The sequence below is a fragment of the Paractinoplanes bogorensis genome, from assembly GCF_018829635.1.
In the GTDB taxonomy this organism is placed as follows: Bacteria; Actinomycetota; Actinomycetes; order Mycobacteriales; family Micromonosporaceae; genus Actinoplanes; species Actinoplanes bogorensis.
Window position 1 is genome coordinate 393,198 of sequence record NZ_JAHKKG010000007.1, and the last position, 15,669, is coordinate 408,866.

At 70.2% G+C, this 15,669-nt stretch carries 15 protein-coding genes; 5 read left to right on the forward strand and 10 right to left on the reverse strand.

The features are described 5' to 3' along the window. Positions 1-13 precede the first annotated feature (13 nt). Complete coding sequence (locus KOI35_RS24275; RefSeq protein ID WP_215790339.1) at positions 14-400, reverse strand: hypothetical protein; 387 nt, start codon at positions 398-400, stop codon at positions 14-16. Between the two features lie 113 nt (positions 401-513). Next, positions 514-1,845: a cytochrome P450 gene (locus tag KOI35_RS24280; RefSeq protein WP_215790340.1), complete on the reverse strand. Its 1,332-nt coding sequence runs from the start codon at positions 1,843-1,845 to the stop codon at positions 514-516. A 111-nt stretch (positions 1,846-1,956) separates the two neighbouring features. Here KOI35_RS24280 and KOI35_RS24285 point away from each other — a divergent pair, with 111 nt between their 5' ends. Beyond that, on the forward strand, positions 1,957-5,196 hold the full coding sequence (locus KOI35_RS24285; protein WP_215790342.1) for a tetratricopeptide repeat protein: 3,240 nt from the start codon (positions 1,957-1,959) through the stop codon (positions 5,194-5,196). Positions 5,197-5,198: 2 nt separating this feature from the next. On the opposite strand, the gene KOI35_RS24290 is transcribed toward KOI35_RS24285, so the two are convergent. From KOI35_RS24290 to KOI35_RS24300, 3 genes are read right to left on the reverse strand one after another with little or no spacing between them, the layout of a single operon-like run. After that, positions 5,199-5,930 carry a hypothetical protein gene (locus KOI35_RS24290; RefSeq protein ID WP_215790343.1) on the reverse strand — a complete coding sequence of 244 codons (732 nt, stop codon included), beginning with the start codon at positions 5,928-5,930 and terminating at the stop codon, positions 5,199-5,201. Next, complete coding sequence (locus KOI35_RS24295) at positions 5,930-6,718, reverse strand: GNAT family N-acetyltransferase (protein WP_215790345.1); 789 nt, start codon at positions 6,716-6,718, stop codon at positions 5,930-5,932. Before KOI35_RS24295 ends, KOI35_RS24290 begins: the two co-directional genes overlap by 1 nt. 1 nt (position 6,719) lies before the next feature. Then, a complete protein-coding gene (locus KOI35_RS24300; RefSeq protein ID WP_246613646.1) occupies positions 6,720-8,063 on the reverse strand; it encodes a serine hydrolase domain-containing protein in 1,344 nt (447 codons plus the stop codon). 151 nt (positions 8,064-8,214) lie between these two features. Between KOI35_RS24300 and KOI35_RS24305 the strand changes: the two genes are divergently transcribed. Further along, entirely contained in the window at positions 8,215-8,703 is a 489-nt protein-coding gene (locus tag KOI35_RS24305; protein ID WP_215790347.1) for a hypothetical protein, read from the forward strand. 196 nt (positions 8,704-8,899) lie between these two features. Here KOI35_RS24305 and KOI35_RS24310 read toward each other — a convergent pair whose 3' ends face one another. From KOI35_RS24310 to KOI35_RS48445, 4 genes are all read right to left on the reverse strand, one after another. Then, positions 8,900-9,814 (reverse strand): phosphotransferase, encoded by a 915-nt coding sequence (locus KOI35_RS24310; protein WP_246613647.1) that lies wholly within the window; start codon positions 9,812-9,814, stop codon positions 8,900-8,902. Positions 9,815-10,078: 264 nt separating this feature from the next. After that, positions 10,079-11,716 carry a RecQ family ATP-dependent DNA helicase gene (locus KOI35_RS24315; protein ID WP_215790349.1) on the reverse strand — a complete coding sequence of 546 codons (1,638 nt, stop codon included), beginning with the start codon at positions 11,714-11,716 and terminating at the stop codon, positions 10,079-10,081. 40 nt (positions 11,717-11,756) lie between these two features. Further along, positions 11,757-11,987 (reverse strand): hypothetical protein, encoded by a 231-nt coding sequence (locus tag KOI35_RS47575; protein WP_246613648.1) that lies wholly within the window; start codon positions 11,985-11,987, stop codon positions 11,757-11,759. A 16-nt stretch (positions 11,988-12,003) separates the two neighbouring features. Then, the gene (locus KOI35_RS48445) at positions 12,004-12,135 is read right to left on the reverse strand and encodes a hypothetical protein (RefSeq protein ID WP_281420199.1); all 132 of its coding nucleotides are present in this window, start codon (positions 12,133-12,135) and stop codon (positions 12,004-12,006) included. A 233-nt stretch (positions 12,136-12,368) separates the two neighbouring features. On the opposite strand from KOI35_RS48445, the gene KOI35_RS24325 reads away from it, so the two are divergent. Further along, positions 12,369-13,928, forward strand: a complete 1,560-nt coding sequence (locus KOI35_RS24325) for a glycoside hydrolase family 3 protein (RefSeq protein ID WP_215790351.1) — start codon at positions 12,369-12,371, stop codon at positions 13,926-13,928. Between the two features lie 127 nt (positions 13,929-14,055). Here the strand turns inward: KOI35_RS24325 and KOI35_RS24330 are convergent, their stop codons facing one another. Continuing rightward, complete coding sequence (locus tag KOI35_RS24330; RefSeq protein ID WP_215790353.1) at positions 14,056-14,340, reverse strand: GNAT family N-acetyltransferase; 285 nt, start codon at positions 14,338-14,340, stop codon at positions 14,056-14,058. Positions 14,341-14,381: 41 nt separating this feature from the next. Here KOI35_RS24330 and KOI35_RS24335 point away from each other — a divergent pair, with 41 nt between their 5' ends. Together KOI35_RS24335 and KOI35_RS24340 are read left to right on the forward strand one after the other, a co-directional pair. Further along, positions 14,382-14,708: a hypothetical protein gene (locus KOI35_RS24335; RefSeq protein ID WP_215790355.1), complete on the forward strand. Its 327-nt coding sequence runs from the start codon at positions 14,382-14,384 to the stop codon at positions 14,706-14,708. Positions 14,709-14,840: 132 nt separating this feature from the next. Next, positions 14,841-15,665 (forward strand): DUF1206 domain-containing protein, encoded by an 825-nt coding sequence (locus KOI35_RS24340; RefSeq protein WP_215790358.1) that lies wholly within the window; start codon positions 14,841-14,843, stop codon positions 15,663-15,665. Positions 15,666-15,669 lie beyond the last annotated feature (4 nt).

Below are 15,669 nucleotides of genomic sequence, written 5' to 3' on the forward strand. Positions count from 1 at the left end.
GGTGTGGTCTCCCTCAGATCGTCTGTCCGTGGGGAGGTGGCGGGGGAGAGGACGACAGGCTTTCGATTGCGCGTACGGCGGCATCGGGTCCGAGAACCGCATCGGCGCGAACCGTGATGGTGGCGGTGTCACCGCTCGGCATCCGCAGGACGACGCCCGCGGTCTGGGCGCCGTCGGGGTCGGTCCACGAGACGAGTTGGGCGGGCTGGCCGGCGATCGTGCGGGCCTCACGCCGCCCCCGGTCGAGCGAGGTGGCGAACGGCCCCTCGTCGACCACGACCGCGATGCCGTCGCCGGTGAACGTCGCGGCCCTGGAGTCGACCGCTTGCCCGTCCGACGGTGCGACCGGCACCGGCGTCCGCATGCTGAGGCCCGCCCCGATCGCGATCGTGCTGCTCATAGCCCCGGAGCCTATGACTGCTCACGACCGGGCCGGTGCCTCGAGTCCATGAGCCGACACCGCGTCAAATCAAGATCAACTGCGTTCCCTCGTACGGACGCAAAGCCTCGCCGTCAGTGGCGGAAACCGGCGACTTTGACGCGGAACGAGAGCGCCGGACCCGGGGTGGGTGTCGTCTTGCGGGCCAGCACGTAGCCGGGCGGGTCGAGGCGCAGGTCGAGCCGGTGGAACATCCGCGCCATGGTGACCATCATCTGGACGTCGGCGAGGGTCTTGCCGAGACAGACGTGCTGCCCACGCCCGTACGGGGAATAGGCCCCGGCCTGCATGTGCTCGGCCCGCGGCTTCTCGTAGCGGTCGATGTCGAACCGCATCGGGTCGGGGAAGAACTCGTCGAGGAAATGCGGGACGCTGGTGCCGACGTAGAGGTTCTCGCCCGCCGAGATCCGGTGGCCCTGGAACGTGAAGTCGCGGGTGGCCGTGCGCATCTGGACGACCGCGATCGGATAGAGCCGCATCGTCTCCATCAGCGCGCCCCGGATCGCGGGCAGGCTGCGCAGATCCTTCTCGGTCAGGGTCTCGCGGGCGAACAACTCGTCGGCCTCGGCCTGCACCCGCGCGAGCACCTCGGGGTGCTTGAGCACGGCGTACACAAAGGACGCGATCGTGTTGGCCACGGTGTCCAGCCCCGCCACGTACGGTCCGGTCACGCTGATCGCCAGGTCCGACGCGGGCATGGCCGAGGGGCGTTCCCGGTGGGCCCGCAGCAGGTCGTCGATCAGGACGGCCGGTCTGCCGCCGGGCCGCTTCCTGTCCTCGATCATCTTGTCGGCCAGTTCGGCGACCCGCGCCTTGGCCCGCCGGTAGCGGGGATCGCGCAGCACGATCCGCGGCCGCTGCCGGGTGACCAGCACGTTGAGGATGTACATGGTGGCGCGCCGGATGTCCGCGACGTATTCCGGCCGGGACGCCCCGGTGAGCAGCTCGCCCAACTGGTCGGTCACGAGTTCCTGCATCGAGCGCAGCACCGGCACGGTCGCGCCGGGCGTCCAGGTGCGGTCGAGGTTGCGGTCGGTGATCGCCACGACCTCGTCGAGCCGGTCGGCGATCGCCTCGCGCGAGTAGCCGCGCCGCATGATGTCGCGCAGCTCCTTGTGGCTGGCGCCGTCCTCGCCCGGCAGCGTGCGGGTCGCGCCGTACTCCTCGACCAGCCCGCTCCAGAACTCCTTGGAGCGCAGGCAGTCGCGCCCCTCCTTGGTGCCGAGGAACTCGGCCGCCTCGGGCCCGGCGATGACCGGATGCTCGCGGCCCAGCACGCGGACCCGGAACACCGGGCCGTGCTCGCGGTAGCAGTCGACGAAGAACTGTGCGGGATCCTTGGCCATCGCCACGGCGTTGCCCACCACCGGAAGCCCCCGCACGACTGGTGTGGTCGTAGTCGTCACGTCACGGATGGTATCGACTCACGGAGATCGATCGGGTGGTCCCGGCGTGCCGTTCGGTCCGGAAGCCGACATTCAGTGGCCGCGCGCGGTCGCGCTCGGACAATGAATCGGGTGTCTGCCCAGCGGCGTACGGCCGTCGCCGACTACGCCGTCCTGGCCGGCGTGCTGCTGCTCGTGCTGCTTGTCCCGCTGACCGCGATCCTGACCGCCCGGCTGCCGGTGCCGCCGGACACCGAGCTGACCGCCCGGCCGCTGCCCGCGAACCGATCGACGGCGGTCTTGCGGCCCCTGCCCGACGGGCCGCCCGGCGACGTGGTGCCGGACGATGTGGCCGGCCTGCGTCCGATGGCCGTGGCGGCATGGGGGATCAAGGGCGCCGATTCCCTCGTACGCCTCCTGACCGCCAAGCAGTATCTGCAGGACACCACCGAGCGTACGGGCGAAAAGTTCGTCTACCCCTATCGCTACCCCGCGATGATCCGGCTCCTCGACCAGGTCCCGGGCCAGGGCCGGTCCGCGGCGGCCGGGCGGCTCGGCGTGGCCCTGATGCGGTTCGCCGCGAGCGCACCCGGCCACTACGACTTCCCCGAGGTCAACGCGGCCGCGGCGGCGCTCGCCGTGCTCGACCGGGCCCGCTCCGGCGGCGACTGCACCGCCCAGCTGAACCTGCTGCTGATGGTCACCTCGGACGCCCAGCCGCGCGACGCCCCGGTGCAGGAGGAGGAACAGCGCACCGAAAAGGCCTGCCCGGAGGATCCGACCCCGCTCTGGCTGCTCGCCCAGTATCTGTCGCAGCGCGCGACCCGGCTGGTCCAATACGATCGCGGCGACCTGGTCCGGGCCGGTGCCCAGGAGCGGGCCGACGCCGCCGTGGCCCGGCTCGCCGAGCGCTTTCCGGGCTCGGTCCCGGCCGTCACCGCGGAGGCCGACAACGATCTGCGGGCCGGTCTCCGGCTGATGCCGGCCCAGCCCTTCGCCGCTCGCCTGCGCCTGCGCGCGGCGGCCGAGGGTTACCTCACCGCGCAGAAGCTGGGTGCGGAGGGTGCCTCGGCCGGTTTGGCCCGTGCGCTGATCGCCCTCGGCGAGCCCGATCGCGCCGCCGACCTGATCCGCCCGCTCACGCCCCGGACCACGACCCCCGGCCCGCTGCTCGAACTGCTCACCGTCGCCAATGAGTCGGCGCACCACTTCGACCGGGCCTCGGCCGCCGCCCGCACCCTCGCCGGCCGGATCGCGGACGCGTATCCCGGCCGCCGCTTGTTCTTCCCCGTGCCCGGCCACCTGGACGAGAGCCTGGCGCTGGACGCCTTCGGTCCACAGTCGACCGGCACCGGAACGTACGCCCCGATGACGCTCGATCTGCAGTTCGTGCCGGGCGGTGGCGAGGCCGACGTCGATGACCTGTCGTTCATCCCGCTGTTCCGCCCCGGCGGGAACGTGGGTCGCAACCCGGACTGTCCCGAGCTCGCCGGGCGCCGCGACGCCCTCGTGGCCGGCGACGTCCCGGGCGCGCTGGCCGGGCTGCCGTCCGATCCGGCGGCCCTGCAGGGGTTGAGGGCCTATCGCCCCGGCGGCTCCTGCGGGATCCGGGCCCAGGACATCTACGACATCGGCCGGCTCGAGCAGGGCCGGCCGATCGACCCGGACCGGATGCAGTGGGTCGCCGACGAGCGGCAGAACCTGTTCCGCTGGGCCGGCCAGCTGCCCCGCGCCGAGCTCGCCGTCCAGGCCTGGACGACCGTCGCGCCCCGCGATCCGTTGCCGTGGCAGCGACTCGGCGAGGTGCAGTTCCTCCAGGGCCGGTACGAGGAGGCGGCCGCCGCCTTCAACGCCGCGGCCCGGCGCACCCGGGCCGCGAACTCGAACAACGACCTCGGTGCCCTCCAGATGGCCCTGCGGGCGGGCGCGAGTCTCGTCCGGACGTCCCGGGTCGACGAAGGCCTCGCTCTGCTGCGCGGTGTCGCGATCGACAGCGAACGTGGCACTGCTTTCCACCGCCAGGCGAAGGATCAGACCTGGGATCATCGCAACGGAGCGAAGTGGTTCGCGGCGCTCGCCTATCACGCCCGCGCGCAGATGGGGGACGCCGAACGTCGCGCCGGCCGGTACTGGGCGGCCCTCGACGACTACTCGGCCGCCCGTGAGCTGATCCCCTATCTCGACGTCGACGACCCGGCACTTGTGCGCAGCGAGGTGCTCGACACCAACCAGGCGATCGTCGAGAACGAGCTGGGCCGCTACCACGCCGCCTCGCAGTCGGCGGCCCGCGCGCTGCAGGCCGATCCGGCGAACCCGGCCTTCCTGATCAACGCCGGTTACGCCGCCGACCGTGCGGGCCGCTACGAGGCGGCGGCCCGGTTCGACGCGCGGGTGCTGGAGAGCGACCCCGGCGCGTTCCCGGCCGCCAACGACCTCGGCGTGGCCCTGGCCCACCTCGGCCACCACGCCGAAGCCGTCGACGCGCTGCGCCGCTCGGTCGGGGCCCGGCCGGCCTACGCGCTCGGCTGGTTCAACCTGGGCGTCGTCTACGCCCGGATGGGCCCGCTGCACTTCCTGCAGTCGCAGGGTGCGCTGGCCCGCGCGTTCGCGCTGGACGAGAAGCTGCGGGACGCGCCGCGCAGACCGACCACGGACACCACCGTCTACCGGACCGGTCTGGACCTTTCGAAGCCGTTACCGCCCCGCTGGAGCCTGGCCAACCTGCCCGCCCTGTCGCCGGCGCCCGCCACCGGTCTGCTCGCCATCCTGGTGCTCGCGTTCGCCCTCGCGCGGGCCGCCGGCTCCCCCGGCAACGCCGAGCAGTGGCTGCAGACGTTGGGCAACCGGCTCGACCGCCGCCTTCCCGGTCCGATGTGGGCGGTCGCCGCCACGGCTCTCGTCTTCGCCGTCGGGGCCTTCCGCAGCCGAAGTCCGCTCGCCGAGACGCTGGCCCTGACCGCCGGCGTCCTGCTGCTGTCGGCCGTGACCCTTCGCGCGCGGAGCTGGACGGCCCGCCGGTCGGGTGAGGTCGTGACCCAGAGCAGTTGGGCGCCCGGGATCGCCTTCGGCATGGTGACCGCCGCCCTGGCCCCGTGGGCGCCGCTGCCGGTCACGCGTCCGGCGGCCGCGTCCTCCCGCGTCCACGCCGCCGCGCCGGTCGCGCTCGGCGTGGTCGGCCTGGTCCTGTTCATCGAGGCGGCGGCCTTCGGCATGCCCCTGGTCCGGGCCCTGGCCACGGCCACCATCGTCATGGTCGCCTCGCTGCTGGTCCCGGTCGCTCCGCTCGACGGCGCGCAGATCAACCGGGCCGGCCTGCTCGGTGCCGCCGGCCTCCTGGGCGCCGCCGTCCTGCTGAGCCTCGGCGTCGTCTGACCCTAATCGGGTTCCCGTGGTGTGCCGTCATCCGGGTATCGAGCGAGTTCGGCACCGTCCACCGGCCGTACGGTAAACGGGGTCTGCGGCGGCACATCCACCACCATCGCGGCGTCGTCCCCGCCCGGCAGGCAGACCGCCGGACGGCCCTCCAAGGTGACGAACCGGTCGGTGGCGCCCCGTCTGCATCGGACGAAATCGCCGGACGTCAGCCACACGTCGACGTCCCCGGTGAGTCGCAGGGTCACGCTGTAGCGGCCGGCCCACGCGCCGACCAGGTCATGGCCGGGCACATCCGGGACGTAGAGGGGAATGCCGACCGCCTCGAACTTCTGCCCCCGCCAGCGATCCTGCAACGCCCACGTCAGCCCGGCCGCCAGGATGAGTGTCACCGCGATCGCCGTCGTGGCGCGGCGGCGCCCGATCGACAGGTGTATCGCGAAGGCGACGGCACCCCAGAGCAGCCCGGCTTCGACGCGGTTGCGCTCGAGGCCGGCCACGAGCGGGAGGATCACGGCCGGCACCAGCAGAAGCGGGACCACCATGTGGGGGCGCGGCCGGACCCGGATCACGCCGATGACCGCCGCGGCCGCGATTGCCGCCACCAGGGCCCCGGCCGCTCCGATGGTCGGGTCCATGTCGGCGTAGTCGGACACCTGGTATTCGTCGAGCGCACTGAGCACCCCGGCGAGCGCCCCCGCCGTGATCGCCCCGCACACCAGCGCACCGGCCATCACTCGATGGGTGTCCAGCGGTAGTGGGTCGATGTGGTGATCTCGTGGAAGCCGAGCCGGCGCAGGATCGGCGCGCTGTCCGGGGAGGCGTCGACGTGCAGCAGCCGGCAGCCGCGGGCGGCCGCCTCGCCGGCGCGGGCGGCGAGCAACGCGCGGTAGAGGCCGCGCCCGCGCCACTCGGGCACGGTCGTGCCACCGAGCAGGGCCACGTAGTCGTGGCTCGGGTGAAAGACCGCCCACGCACTGGTGACGAGCCGGTCGCCGGCCTCGGCGATCAGGATGCTGATCCGGTCCGGGGCGGCCGCCACCTGGGATCGGAGGTCGTCGGCGACCCACGAGAGGTCGAAGCCCCACACCTCGGTCTGCTGGTCGGCGATGCGGCGCAGGTCCTCGTCGGCCTGCGTGGCCCGCAGCACCACACCGTCGGGCAGAACCGGCTCGGCCGCCACCTCCTCGGCCAACCCGATCAGCACGGCGGACGGTGGCTCGGCCGTGAAGCCGGCCGCGGTCAGACGCCCGCCCAGGTCGGCGGGCCGGTCGTGGCCGCGTACCTTCCACTCGACGCCTTCACCCCGCGCCCGGAAGTAGTCTCGCTGCCGCGCAATCAGGCGGTCCACCTCGTCCCCGGTGAGGCCCAGGTCGCGCGGGGCCCGGATGCGACCCTCGTGCCCACCGACGACACGGATCACCGGTCCGTCCGGCTCGTACGTGAGGCCGGCCGGGCCGGGGCCGGGTGGTGTCCGCATGTGCTCGTCGTAGGCGGTCAGCAGGGCCGCGGTATCCACCATGTCAGGACACATCCGGTCGGGTCATCAGCGGGGACGTCAGGTGCAACGTCAGGTCGGTGGTGGTCAGTGGTTCGTAGTTCCAGGTCATGGTCGTCGTGTCACCTTCGATGGTCAGCCGTACGCGGTGCGGGGTCGTGATGACGTACAGGTCAGCAACGAATGTGTCGCCCTGCCAGGCCGCGGACGCGACGACCGGGCGGCCCAGCGGGGCACTCTCCCGCCATTCGCGGTAGCCGGCCGCGATGCTGAGCCCGGGATCGAGCCGGATGAGCCAGCCACCGGCGTCGGGTTCGACCGATCTGAGCGCGCGATCCGGGCCGGCCGTGCCCGGTACGTACGGCAGCGAAAGCCCGCGCATCCTCTCGGTCAGGAACTCGTCGTCCTCGGCGCTGTCCGGCTGGTCGAGACCGGGCAGCAGGCACTCCCACAGCGCGTCGACGATCGCGTGGTTGTCCGGCGTGCCGGCGGTCATCGCGATCACCAGCTCGTGCTCGGGGACGACCAGGCACATCTGCCCCAGGTTGCCCTCGCCGAAGTAGCCGTGCCGCGACATCCAGAACTGGTAGCCGTACCCGCACAGCCAATCGGCGCCACCACCGCCGACGATCGCGGGCCGGGTCTCGACGTGCCGCCGGGTCGCGAGCCTTATCCACTCGTACGGGATGAGGTCTCGCCCTTCTTCTCGCAGCAACTCGCCGAACGCCGCAACGGCCTCGGTCGTGAGATGCAGCCCGTGGAATCCGAACGCGGCGCCACTGGCCACGCGATCCCACTCGGCGTGCTTGATGCCCAACGGCCGGAACAGCCGCTCGTCCAGAAACTCGGGCAGGCCGCGCCCGGTCACCCGCTCGACGATCCGGGCCAGCAGAAAGGTGGTCGCGTTGTCGTACATGTGCCGGGTGCCCTCACGATCGGCGAACGGCACCCGCAGAAACCCCTTCACCAGGTCGTGCGGTTCGAGGCGCCAGGCCTGGCCCAGACTGTCCTCGGCGTGGCCGCTGGTCATCGACAGCAGATGATGCACGGTGATCCGGCGCCCTTGAGCCGACACATTTTCCGGTACGTGGTCAGCCAGCACATCAACCACAAGGTCGTCCACCGAAAGCAGCCCGTCGCCGACGGCCAGCCCGACCGCAACCGACGTGAACGACTTGGTCAGCGAGTAGAGCAGATGCGGCCGCTCCGCCGTGTAGGGCGCCCACCAGCCCTCGGCCACGACCCGGCCACGCCGGACAACCATGAGCGAGTGACACTCGAGCGACCGCTCCGCGAGCCGATCCAGCAACGCACCAACAGCCCGCGACGACACACCCGCACCCCGCGGCGACGAACGAGGGAGCAGCATCCCTCGGACCCTAGACGAGCTTGGCCGGCAGCTCATTCCCTTTACCACCGGCACCGACCGCGCTGGTCCTTGGGCATACAGCACAGTCGCTTGCCGGAGGGCATCCGAACGGATGATACGGCCGCCGCAGCGGCAAGATGACCATGAACGGATGGTGGACTCGGCAGCAGACAAGCCGACCGGCCCGGCAGCTGGTGGCGGTTTCTTCATCCTTCTCGGCTTCATCGGCCTGGGCGTGTTCGTCCTGCTGGTAATAGCCGGGGTACGCACTTGGATCCTCGGCTCGCTGCCAACCGACAAGAACCACATGAAGCAGTTCTACGAGGAGCTCGACGCCGCCGACGCCTCCGGCAACGACCAGTTGCTGATCGAGCGGCTGGACCCGACCGTCCTGAAGTACTCGACCGCCGCGCAGTGCACCGCCTACTTCGCGGCACACCGCGGCGCGAACATCGACTCCAACTACGAGGTCGCCGAGGTCGACGGGCCGGAGGAGCAGGGCTTCAACGTGGGCAACGGGCAGGTCGAGAACGTCAAGGTATTCACCGTGACGTGGCAGAAGATCGGCAACGAGACGGACACCAGAACGACTTACGTCGGCGACCGCGACGGCGGGTACACCTGGTTCGGCACCTGCTGACGGGGCGGGCTGTCGGGCCTACCGGGGCGACGGCATCGAGGTACTGCGCCGTCTGACCTCTACGTTCGCCGAAGTTCGGACCGTGGGGGAGGTGCGGAAACCGTCGCGAAACCGTGCCAGTTACCCCGGGCAACATCGTTGAGCTGCGACGATCGGGAGTGGCACGGCGGATTGCCGAACAGGTGCCTTCGGAGCTCTAACCGCCGGCCAGGTCGGAAAAAGCCGTCCAGCGGACGCTGTAGTCCTTGTCCCGGATCGAATCGAGTCGCAGCCGGAACTCGGCGGCCGCCCCGGGCGAAGAGACCAGCATCGGCACCCCACCGACGACCATCTTCAGCTCACGGGCTTCCTGCAGCAGCGGCCAGGCAGGATCGGTCGTGATGTCGTACCCGTACGCCGACGCCAGCTGCTTGTGGGCTCCACTCGGACCGAACCGCGCCTCGTTCGCGGGTGCAGGGACCAGGTCGACCTGCCATGGGCCGGCACAGGTGGCGTCGAAGTCGCACAGCAGGATCCGTCCGTCTTGCTCGCGCAGCAGGTTTCCCTGGTGGGCGTCGCCGTGGACCAGACCAGCTGGTTGCCCGGCGGCGAAGGCTTCAAGCTGCGGTTGTAGCCGATCGCACCATGCGAGCAGGTAGTCGCGATCGGATTCGTCGAGGGCTTCGGCGTCGCTGATCCGTCGATGGGCATCGCCGATCGGATCCCAGACCAGCAGGGAAAACGGCGGAAGGCCAAGAGCGTGAAACTGGCGTAGGGCGACTCCGAGGTCGCGTGCGTCCGGCGTCGGGTCGGTCGGAGGCACCCATTGCCAGACCGAGGCAAGCGCGTCACCGTCGGCGACCGGCTGGATGATCTCCTCGGCCAAGCGGATCGTCGGCGCACCGACCTGCCCGAAGTAACCGCCGAGCTCAACGACCTTGTGAACTCGATCGAGCAAGGTGCGGCTGCGGATGATCCGGATGACCAGGCCGGCGGAGGGAAGCACGAACGTGGCGTTGTTGGCCATATGAAGCAGGTGCGCATCGCTCGCATCGACGTTCAGGCCAACGGCCATCCGACGCATGACGTCGTGCATGGCTTGTTCGGTGAACCGTCCGTTGTTCGCACTCATCGTTCACGCGGCCCGAGCAGCGGGTCGCGGCAAGCCGGCCAGAAACGTGTCGACCTCGGGGTTGCCGGCGAAACGGTGACCGTCGCGGCGCAGGTTCGCCAGCCGGTCACGGACCCGAGGCGACGTGAGACCCACGGCCTGCCTCTGCGCGCGGCGGCCCTCACGAACCGCCTCGCCCGGAGCGCCCAATCTTTCGTCACGTTCTGGAGTGACAAGTCGCACTGATTGCAACCGTTTGGACTGATATCTGATTTCCGCTCGCACTTATTGAGCCACAAGTAGCTTGTTCTCGAGGACGACCGGGACGGAGAGGGTCTTGTAGCCGACCTCGTCGAACAGGACGGTCATGCGGTCTTCCTCGTAACCCATCACCGTGCCGGGACCCCACTCGCCGTGGCGGACCTTGGTGTGGACCGGGAACGGCTCGTCGCCCGATGCCGTCTCGATGATCTCGGCGCTGCCGTCGGTGCAGTTGTCGCAGTGACCGCACGGCTTGGGCAGGTCTTCGCCGAAGTAGGCCAGCAGGGTCTGTGTGCGACAGGCGCGCGTCTCGGCGAAACCGCGCATCATGTCCGTACGGGAGCGGGAAACGATCTGCTGACGCTCGTGCTCCTTGACCGCGGCGGTGGCGGCGGCGGCCGGCAGCGGGGCGAACACCGGCACCGTCAGCTTGTTGCCCTGGCCGCTGGTCACCGCGCCGACCTGTTCCAGCAGACCGAGATACGACCCCAGCTTGCGCGGTCCGAGGCCGGTCTTCTCCTTGAGGGCGGTCTTGGTCACCGGCCCCGAGCGTACGGCCGCAGCCAGCTCGCGCAGCTCGACCTCATCCGGAGCGCCACCGTTGAAGAAGCGCTGGATCGCCTCGTCCTCGGCCCGCCACAGCAGCAGGGCCCGGGCCTGTTCGTTGTCGCGACCTGAGCGCCCGATCTCCTGGAAGTAGCTGTCGGGGGAGTCGGGCAGGGCCACGTGCGCGACCCAGCGGATGTTCGCCTTGTCGATGCCCATCCCGAACGCCGACGTGGCCACCATGATGTCGACCTTGTCGGCGGTGAAGTCCTCGTGCTTCTGTTCGCGTTCCCGGGCGGCCATGCCGCCGTGATAGAACTCGGCCGGGTAGCCGGCCTCGGTGAGCCGCTCGGCCAGTTCCTCAGCCGCGCGCCGGGTGGCGACATAGATGATGCCGGGCCGTGACGCCGAGTCGATCAGGGCGGTCAGCTTCCGCCACCGGTAGCCCTCGTCGGGGCAGTAGGCGACCTCGAGAAACAGGTTGCGGCGGTCCAGTCCGGACACGTGGATCTCGGGCTTGCGGAGTTGCAGCCGTTCGATGATGTCGTCGCGCACGGGCGGCGAGGCGGTGGCGGTCAGGGCCAGCACCGGTGGCCGGCCCAGCCCCTTGATCATTTCACCCAGGGCCAGGAACTCGGGCCGGAAGTCGTGCCCCCAGGCCGAGATGCAGTGCGCCTCGTCGACCGCGACCAGGCCGGGCTTGAGCGCCTTGACCTCGGCCAGCCGTTCCGGGTCGCTGAGCTGCTCGGGCGTGATGAACAGGAACTCGGCCCGGCCCTCGCGGATCTCCCGGATCGCCTCGCGCTGCTGCGCCGGCGTCTCGGCCGAACTCACCCGGACCGCGCGGATCTTGGGATCGCCCCGCTCGTTGAGGGCGGCGATCTGGTCCTGCTGCAAGGCCAGCAGCGGCGAGATGACCACCGTCGGCCCGGGCAGCAGCACGGCCGGGATCTGATAGATCGCCGACTTGCCGGCCCCGGTCGGCAGCACGACGAGGGCGTCGCGGCGCCGCAGCACGGCCCGCATGGGCTTGAACTGGCCGGGCCGCAGCGACGGCCAGCCGAAGTGACGCCGGGCGACCTTGCGCAGGCGTGGTCCGTACACGGGAAGCTTCATCGAGCGGCCATTGTGCCCCACGGACATGACGGGCAAACGCCTACTTGAGCTTGGGTAGGACGTGGTCCGCGTACAGGTCGAACACCCCCTGGTAGTGCGGCCCGGTGTTGGCCACGTAGACCTCGTCGAAGCCCGCGTGCCGATACTTGTCGATCATCTCGAGGTGGTCGGCCGGATCGTTTCCGCGCCCGGCACGTTCCGCCCCGCGGGCCTGTTCGAGCAGCTCAGCCGGGCCGTATTCCTCGCACGAGAGGAAGTATCCGATGCGCATATCGCCCCGGATGCCCCTATTTCTTGCCCCCGAACATGCGGCGGATCGCCCAGATCAGGAACAGAACCGCGAGCGCCACACCGAGCAGCCGGACGGCGTGCACCTCGGACCAGTCGACGTTCTCTGCCGCAAACACCGTGGGGGTCACCGGCGCATCGTATCGAGCGGAGTCGCGCGTGAGCAGCCATCCCCAGCCCCCACCCGCCCTGGGGAGAAGGAAGCAAGATACCCCCGCGTCAAATCGATCATGCTCGTTGTCCACAGCTTTTGCCACGTCTAATAGAAAGGTTTGTTGACTAAATAGGGGGTGGGTGTGACCATAGGTCGGCCAGGGCGCGCTCCCATCCGCGCGCCGCACGTTCTTCGGAGGTACGGGGGCCCATGCCGAACACCGAATTGCCGGAACTCGCCGCGACGGTGTTACAGCCGGGATTCGTCGGCACCACCGCGCCCGACTGGATCCGGCGGTGGCTCGGCGACGGCCTCGGTGGCGTCGCCCTGTTCGCGCGCAACGTCGAGTCGCCCGCCCAGGTGGCGGCGCTGACCGCGCAGCTGCGGGCCGAGCGCCCGGACGTGCTGGTCGCGATCGACGAGGAAGCCGGCGACGTCACCCGCTTCGAGTCCCGCCATGGCAGCTCCCGTCCGGGCAACCTGGCCCTCGGGGCGATCGACGACGTGCGGCTGACCGAGGAGGTCGCCCGCGATCTCGGCGCCGAGCTCGCCAACGCCGGCATCACCCTCGACTACGCGCCCGACGCCGACGTCAACAGCAATGCCGCCAACCCCGTTATCGGCGTACGGGCTTTCGGCGCCGAACCGCACCTGGTCGCGCGGCATTCGGCGGCGTTCATCCGCGGTCTCCAGACGGCCGGGGTCGCCGCCTGCGCCAAGCATTTCCCCGGCCACGGCGACACCAGCGTCGACTCCCACCACGACGTCCCGCTCATCGCCCGCGACCGGGCCCAGTTGGACGAATGCGAGCTCGTGCCCTTTCGGGCCGCGATCGAGGCCGGCGTCCAGGTCGTCATGACCGGGCACCTGCTCGTCCCGGCCTACGACACCGAGCTGCCGGCCACCCTCAGCCACAAGATCATGACTGGCCTGCTGCGCGAGGAATTCGGCTTCGACGGGCTGATCGTCACCGACGGCATCGAGATGCAGGCCGTGCGCCGTCGCTACGGTCTGGCCGGAGCCACCGTACGGGCCCTGGCCGCCGGGGTCGACGCGATCTGTGTCGGAGGCGACCACGCCGACGAGCAGACCGCGATCCTGCTGCGCGACGCCATCGTCGACGCCGTCCGCAGCGGTGAGCTATCCGAGCAGCGGCTGCGCGAGGCCGCAGGCCGGGTCCGCCGCCTCGGCGAGTGGACCACCGCAACCCAGAGCGCGACCGGCTCCCGGGCCATTGCCGACGCCGCCTCCGAGGTGGCTGTGCTGAGCCCGAGCAGCGGCGTCGGCTTCGACGCGGCCCGGCGCGCTGTCCGCGTGACCGCGGCCCCCGAGGCCACCCCGCTGCCGGTCTCCGAGCCGCCGCACGTCGTCGAGTTCGCGCCGCCGCGCAACATCGCCATCGGCGCCGAGACTCCGTGGGGCGTGGGAGCGCCGCTCGACACCTTGCTGCCCGGCACGACGGCAGTGCGGCTGACCGAGGAGGACCTGGGCCACGATCCCGCCGCTGCCGTGCTGGCCGGCTCGGCCGGGCGCCCGCTGGTGCTGGTGGTGCGCGACGTGCACCGCCACGAGTGGCAGGCCAACGCGCTGACCGCGGTTCTGGCCCAGCGCCCGGACGCGATCGTCGTCGAGATGGGCCTGCCCGAAACGGTGCTCGGCGCCGTGCACATCGCCACGTTCGGCGCGACCCGGGCGTGTGGCCTGGCCGCAGCCGAGCTGATCGCCGGCACCCGGGTGCCCGCCCCGACGCCGCAGCCCTTAGCCGCCTAGGTAGTCAACAGACGCAGACCCGCCCTCCTCCGGGGGGCCTCCACCACGCCACGAAGTGTGACAGCGCGGCGCGATCTTGGGGGCCGGCCGCGGCCCGCGCTGTGGATGGAGCGGGATTGTGGATAACTCAGTCTTCGATGATGTCGTCGTATTCGTGGTGCTCGGCGACGTATTTGGCGAAGAACGGGCACGCCGGGTAGACGCGGGCGCCCTGGGCGCGGAGCTGATCGAGGGTGCGCGAGGCCAGCACGTTGCCGAGGCCCTGGCCCCGGAACCGGCGGTCGATTTCGCTGTGGGTGACGACGGTCAGGCCGTCGCGGACGCGGTAGACCGCCATGCCGGCCAGTTCGCCGTCGACCGTCAGCTCGAACCGGTGCTCCGAAGGGTTGTCGCGCACATCGACGTCGCTCATCGGCCCAGCTTAGGGTCGCGCGGAGCCCGTACGCTGGAAGGGTGTTGAAACCCACCCCCCGTATCGCCGCCATCGTCAGCTCGGCCGCCCTCGGCCTTGCGCTCCTCGCCGGCTGCAGCAGTGACAACGTCAGCTGCGGCCTCGACCAGTGCACCGTCTCGATCGACCGGGAAACGAACGCGAGCGCGAGTTTCCTGGGGGTGGAGGCGAAGTTCATCAGCGCCGACGCCAACACCGTCACCCTCGACGTGGCCGGTGAGCAGATCAGCCTGACCAAGGGCCAGCAGGCCGTCGAGGTCGCCGGGCTGCAGGTGTCCCTCGACAGCGTGACCAGCGACCAGATCGGCATCCAGGTCTCGCGCAACTGAGACAGGAAGCGTGACTGAGACAGGAAGCGTGACTGAGACAGGAAGCGTGACTGAGACAGGAAGCGTAACTAGCACATAAAGACGACACGGTCCCGGGTTTGGAAAAACCCGGGACTGGTGATTTTGACGGGCATGACTTCAGCCGCCCAGAACGTCAAGAGCACCGCGTCACGGGCCGCCGACAGCAAGCCGCTCGAGTATGTGGCACGGGGCGGCTTCATCGGATACGGCATCGTCCACCTCATCTTCGCCTGGATCGCGTTCCAGGTCGCCTTCCAGGGCTCCTCCCAGGAGAGCGACCAGTCCGGCGCGTTCCAGCAGCTGGCGAGCAACGGCGTCGGCAAGACGCTCCTCGTCCTGATCGTCATCGGCATGATCGGCATGGCCATCTGGCAGGCCTTCGAGGCCGCGATCGGCGAGAGCGGCGAGCAGGACAAGACCGCCATCGCCGAGCGGGTGATGTCCGGCTTCCGGGCGATCCTCTACCTCTACCTGGCCTTCACCGCGATCAAGGTGCTCCAGGGGTCGAACGCCTCGATGGGTGACAACTCGCAGAGCAAGACCTCGACCATCATGGACAACACCGGTGGCCGCTGGCTGATCGGCTTCGTCGGCATCGTGGTGATCGGCGTCGGCATCGGCATGCTGATCTACGGCTTCAAGCGCAAGTTCGCCAAGCACCTCAAGACCTCCGAGATGCCGGCCAAGGCCCGCCAGACGATCCTGCGGCTGGGCCAGGGCGGCTACATGGCCAAGGGCACCGCGTACACCATCGCCGGTGTGCTGGTCGTCTCGGCCGCCGTGACCTACGACCCGGAGAAGGCCCGCGGCCTCGACGGGGCGCTCAAGACCCTGGCCGGTAACTCGTGGGGCGTGTGGCTGCTCGCGTTGATCGCGCTCGGGATCGCGGCCTTCGGTGTCTACTGCATCGCACAGGCCAAGTACCGGAAAGTGTGAGCAA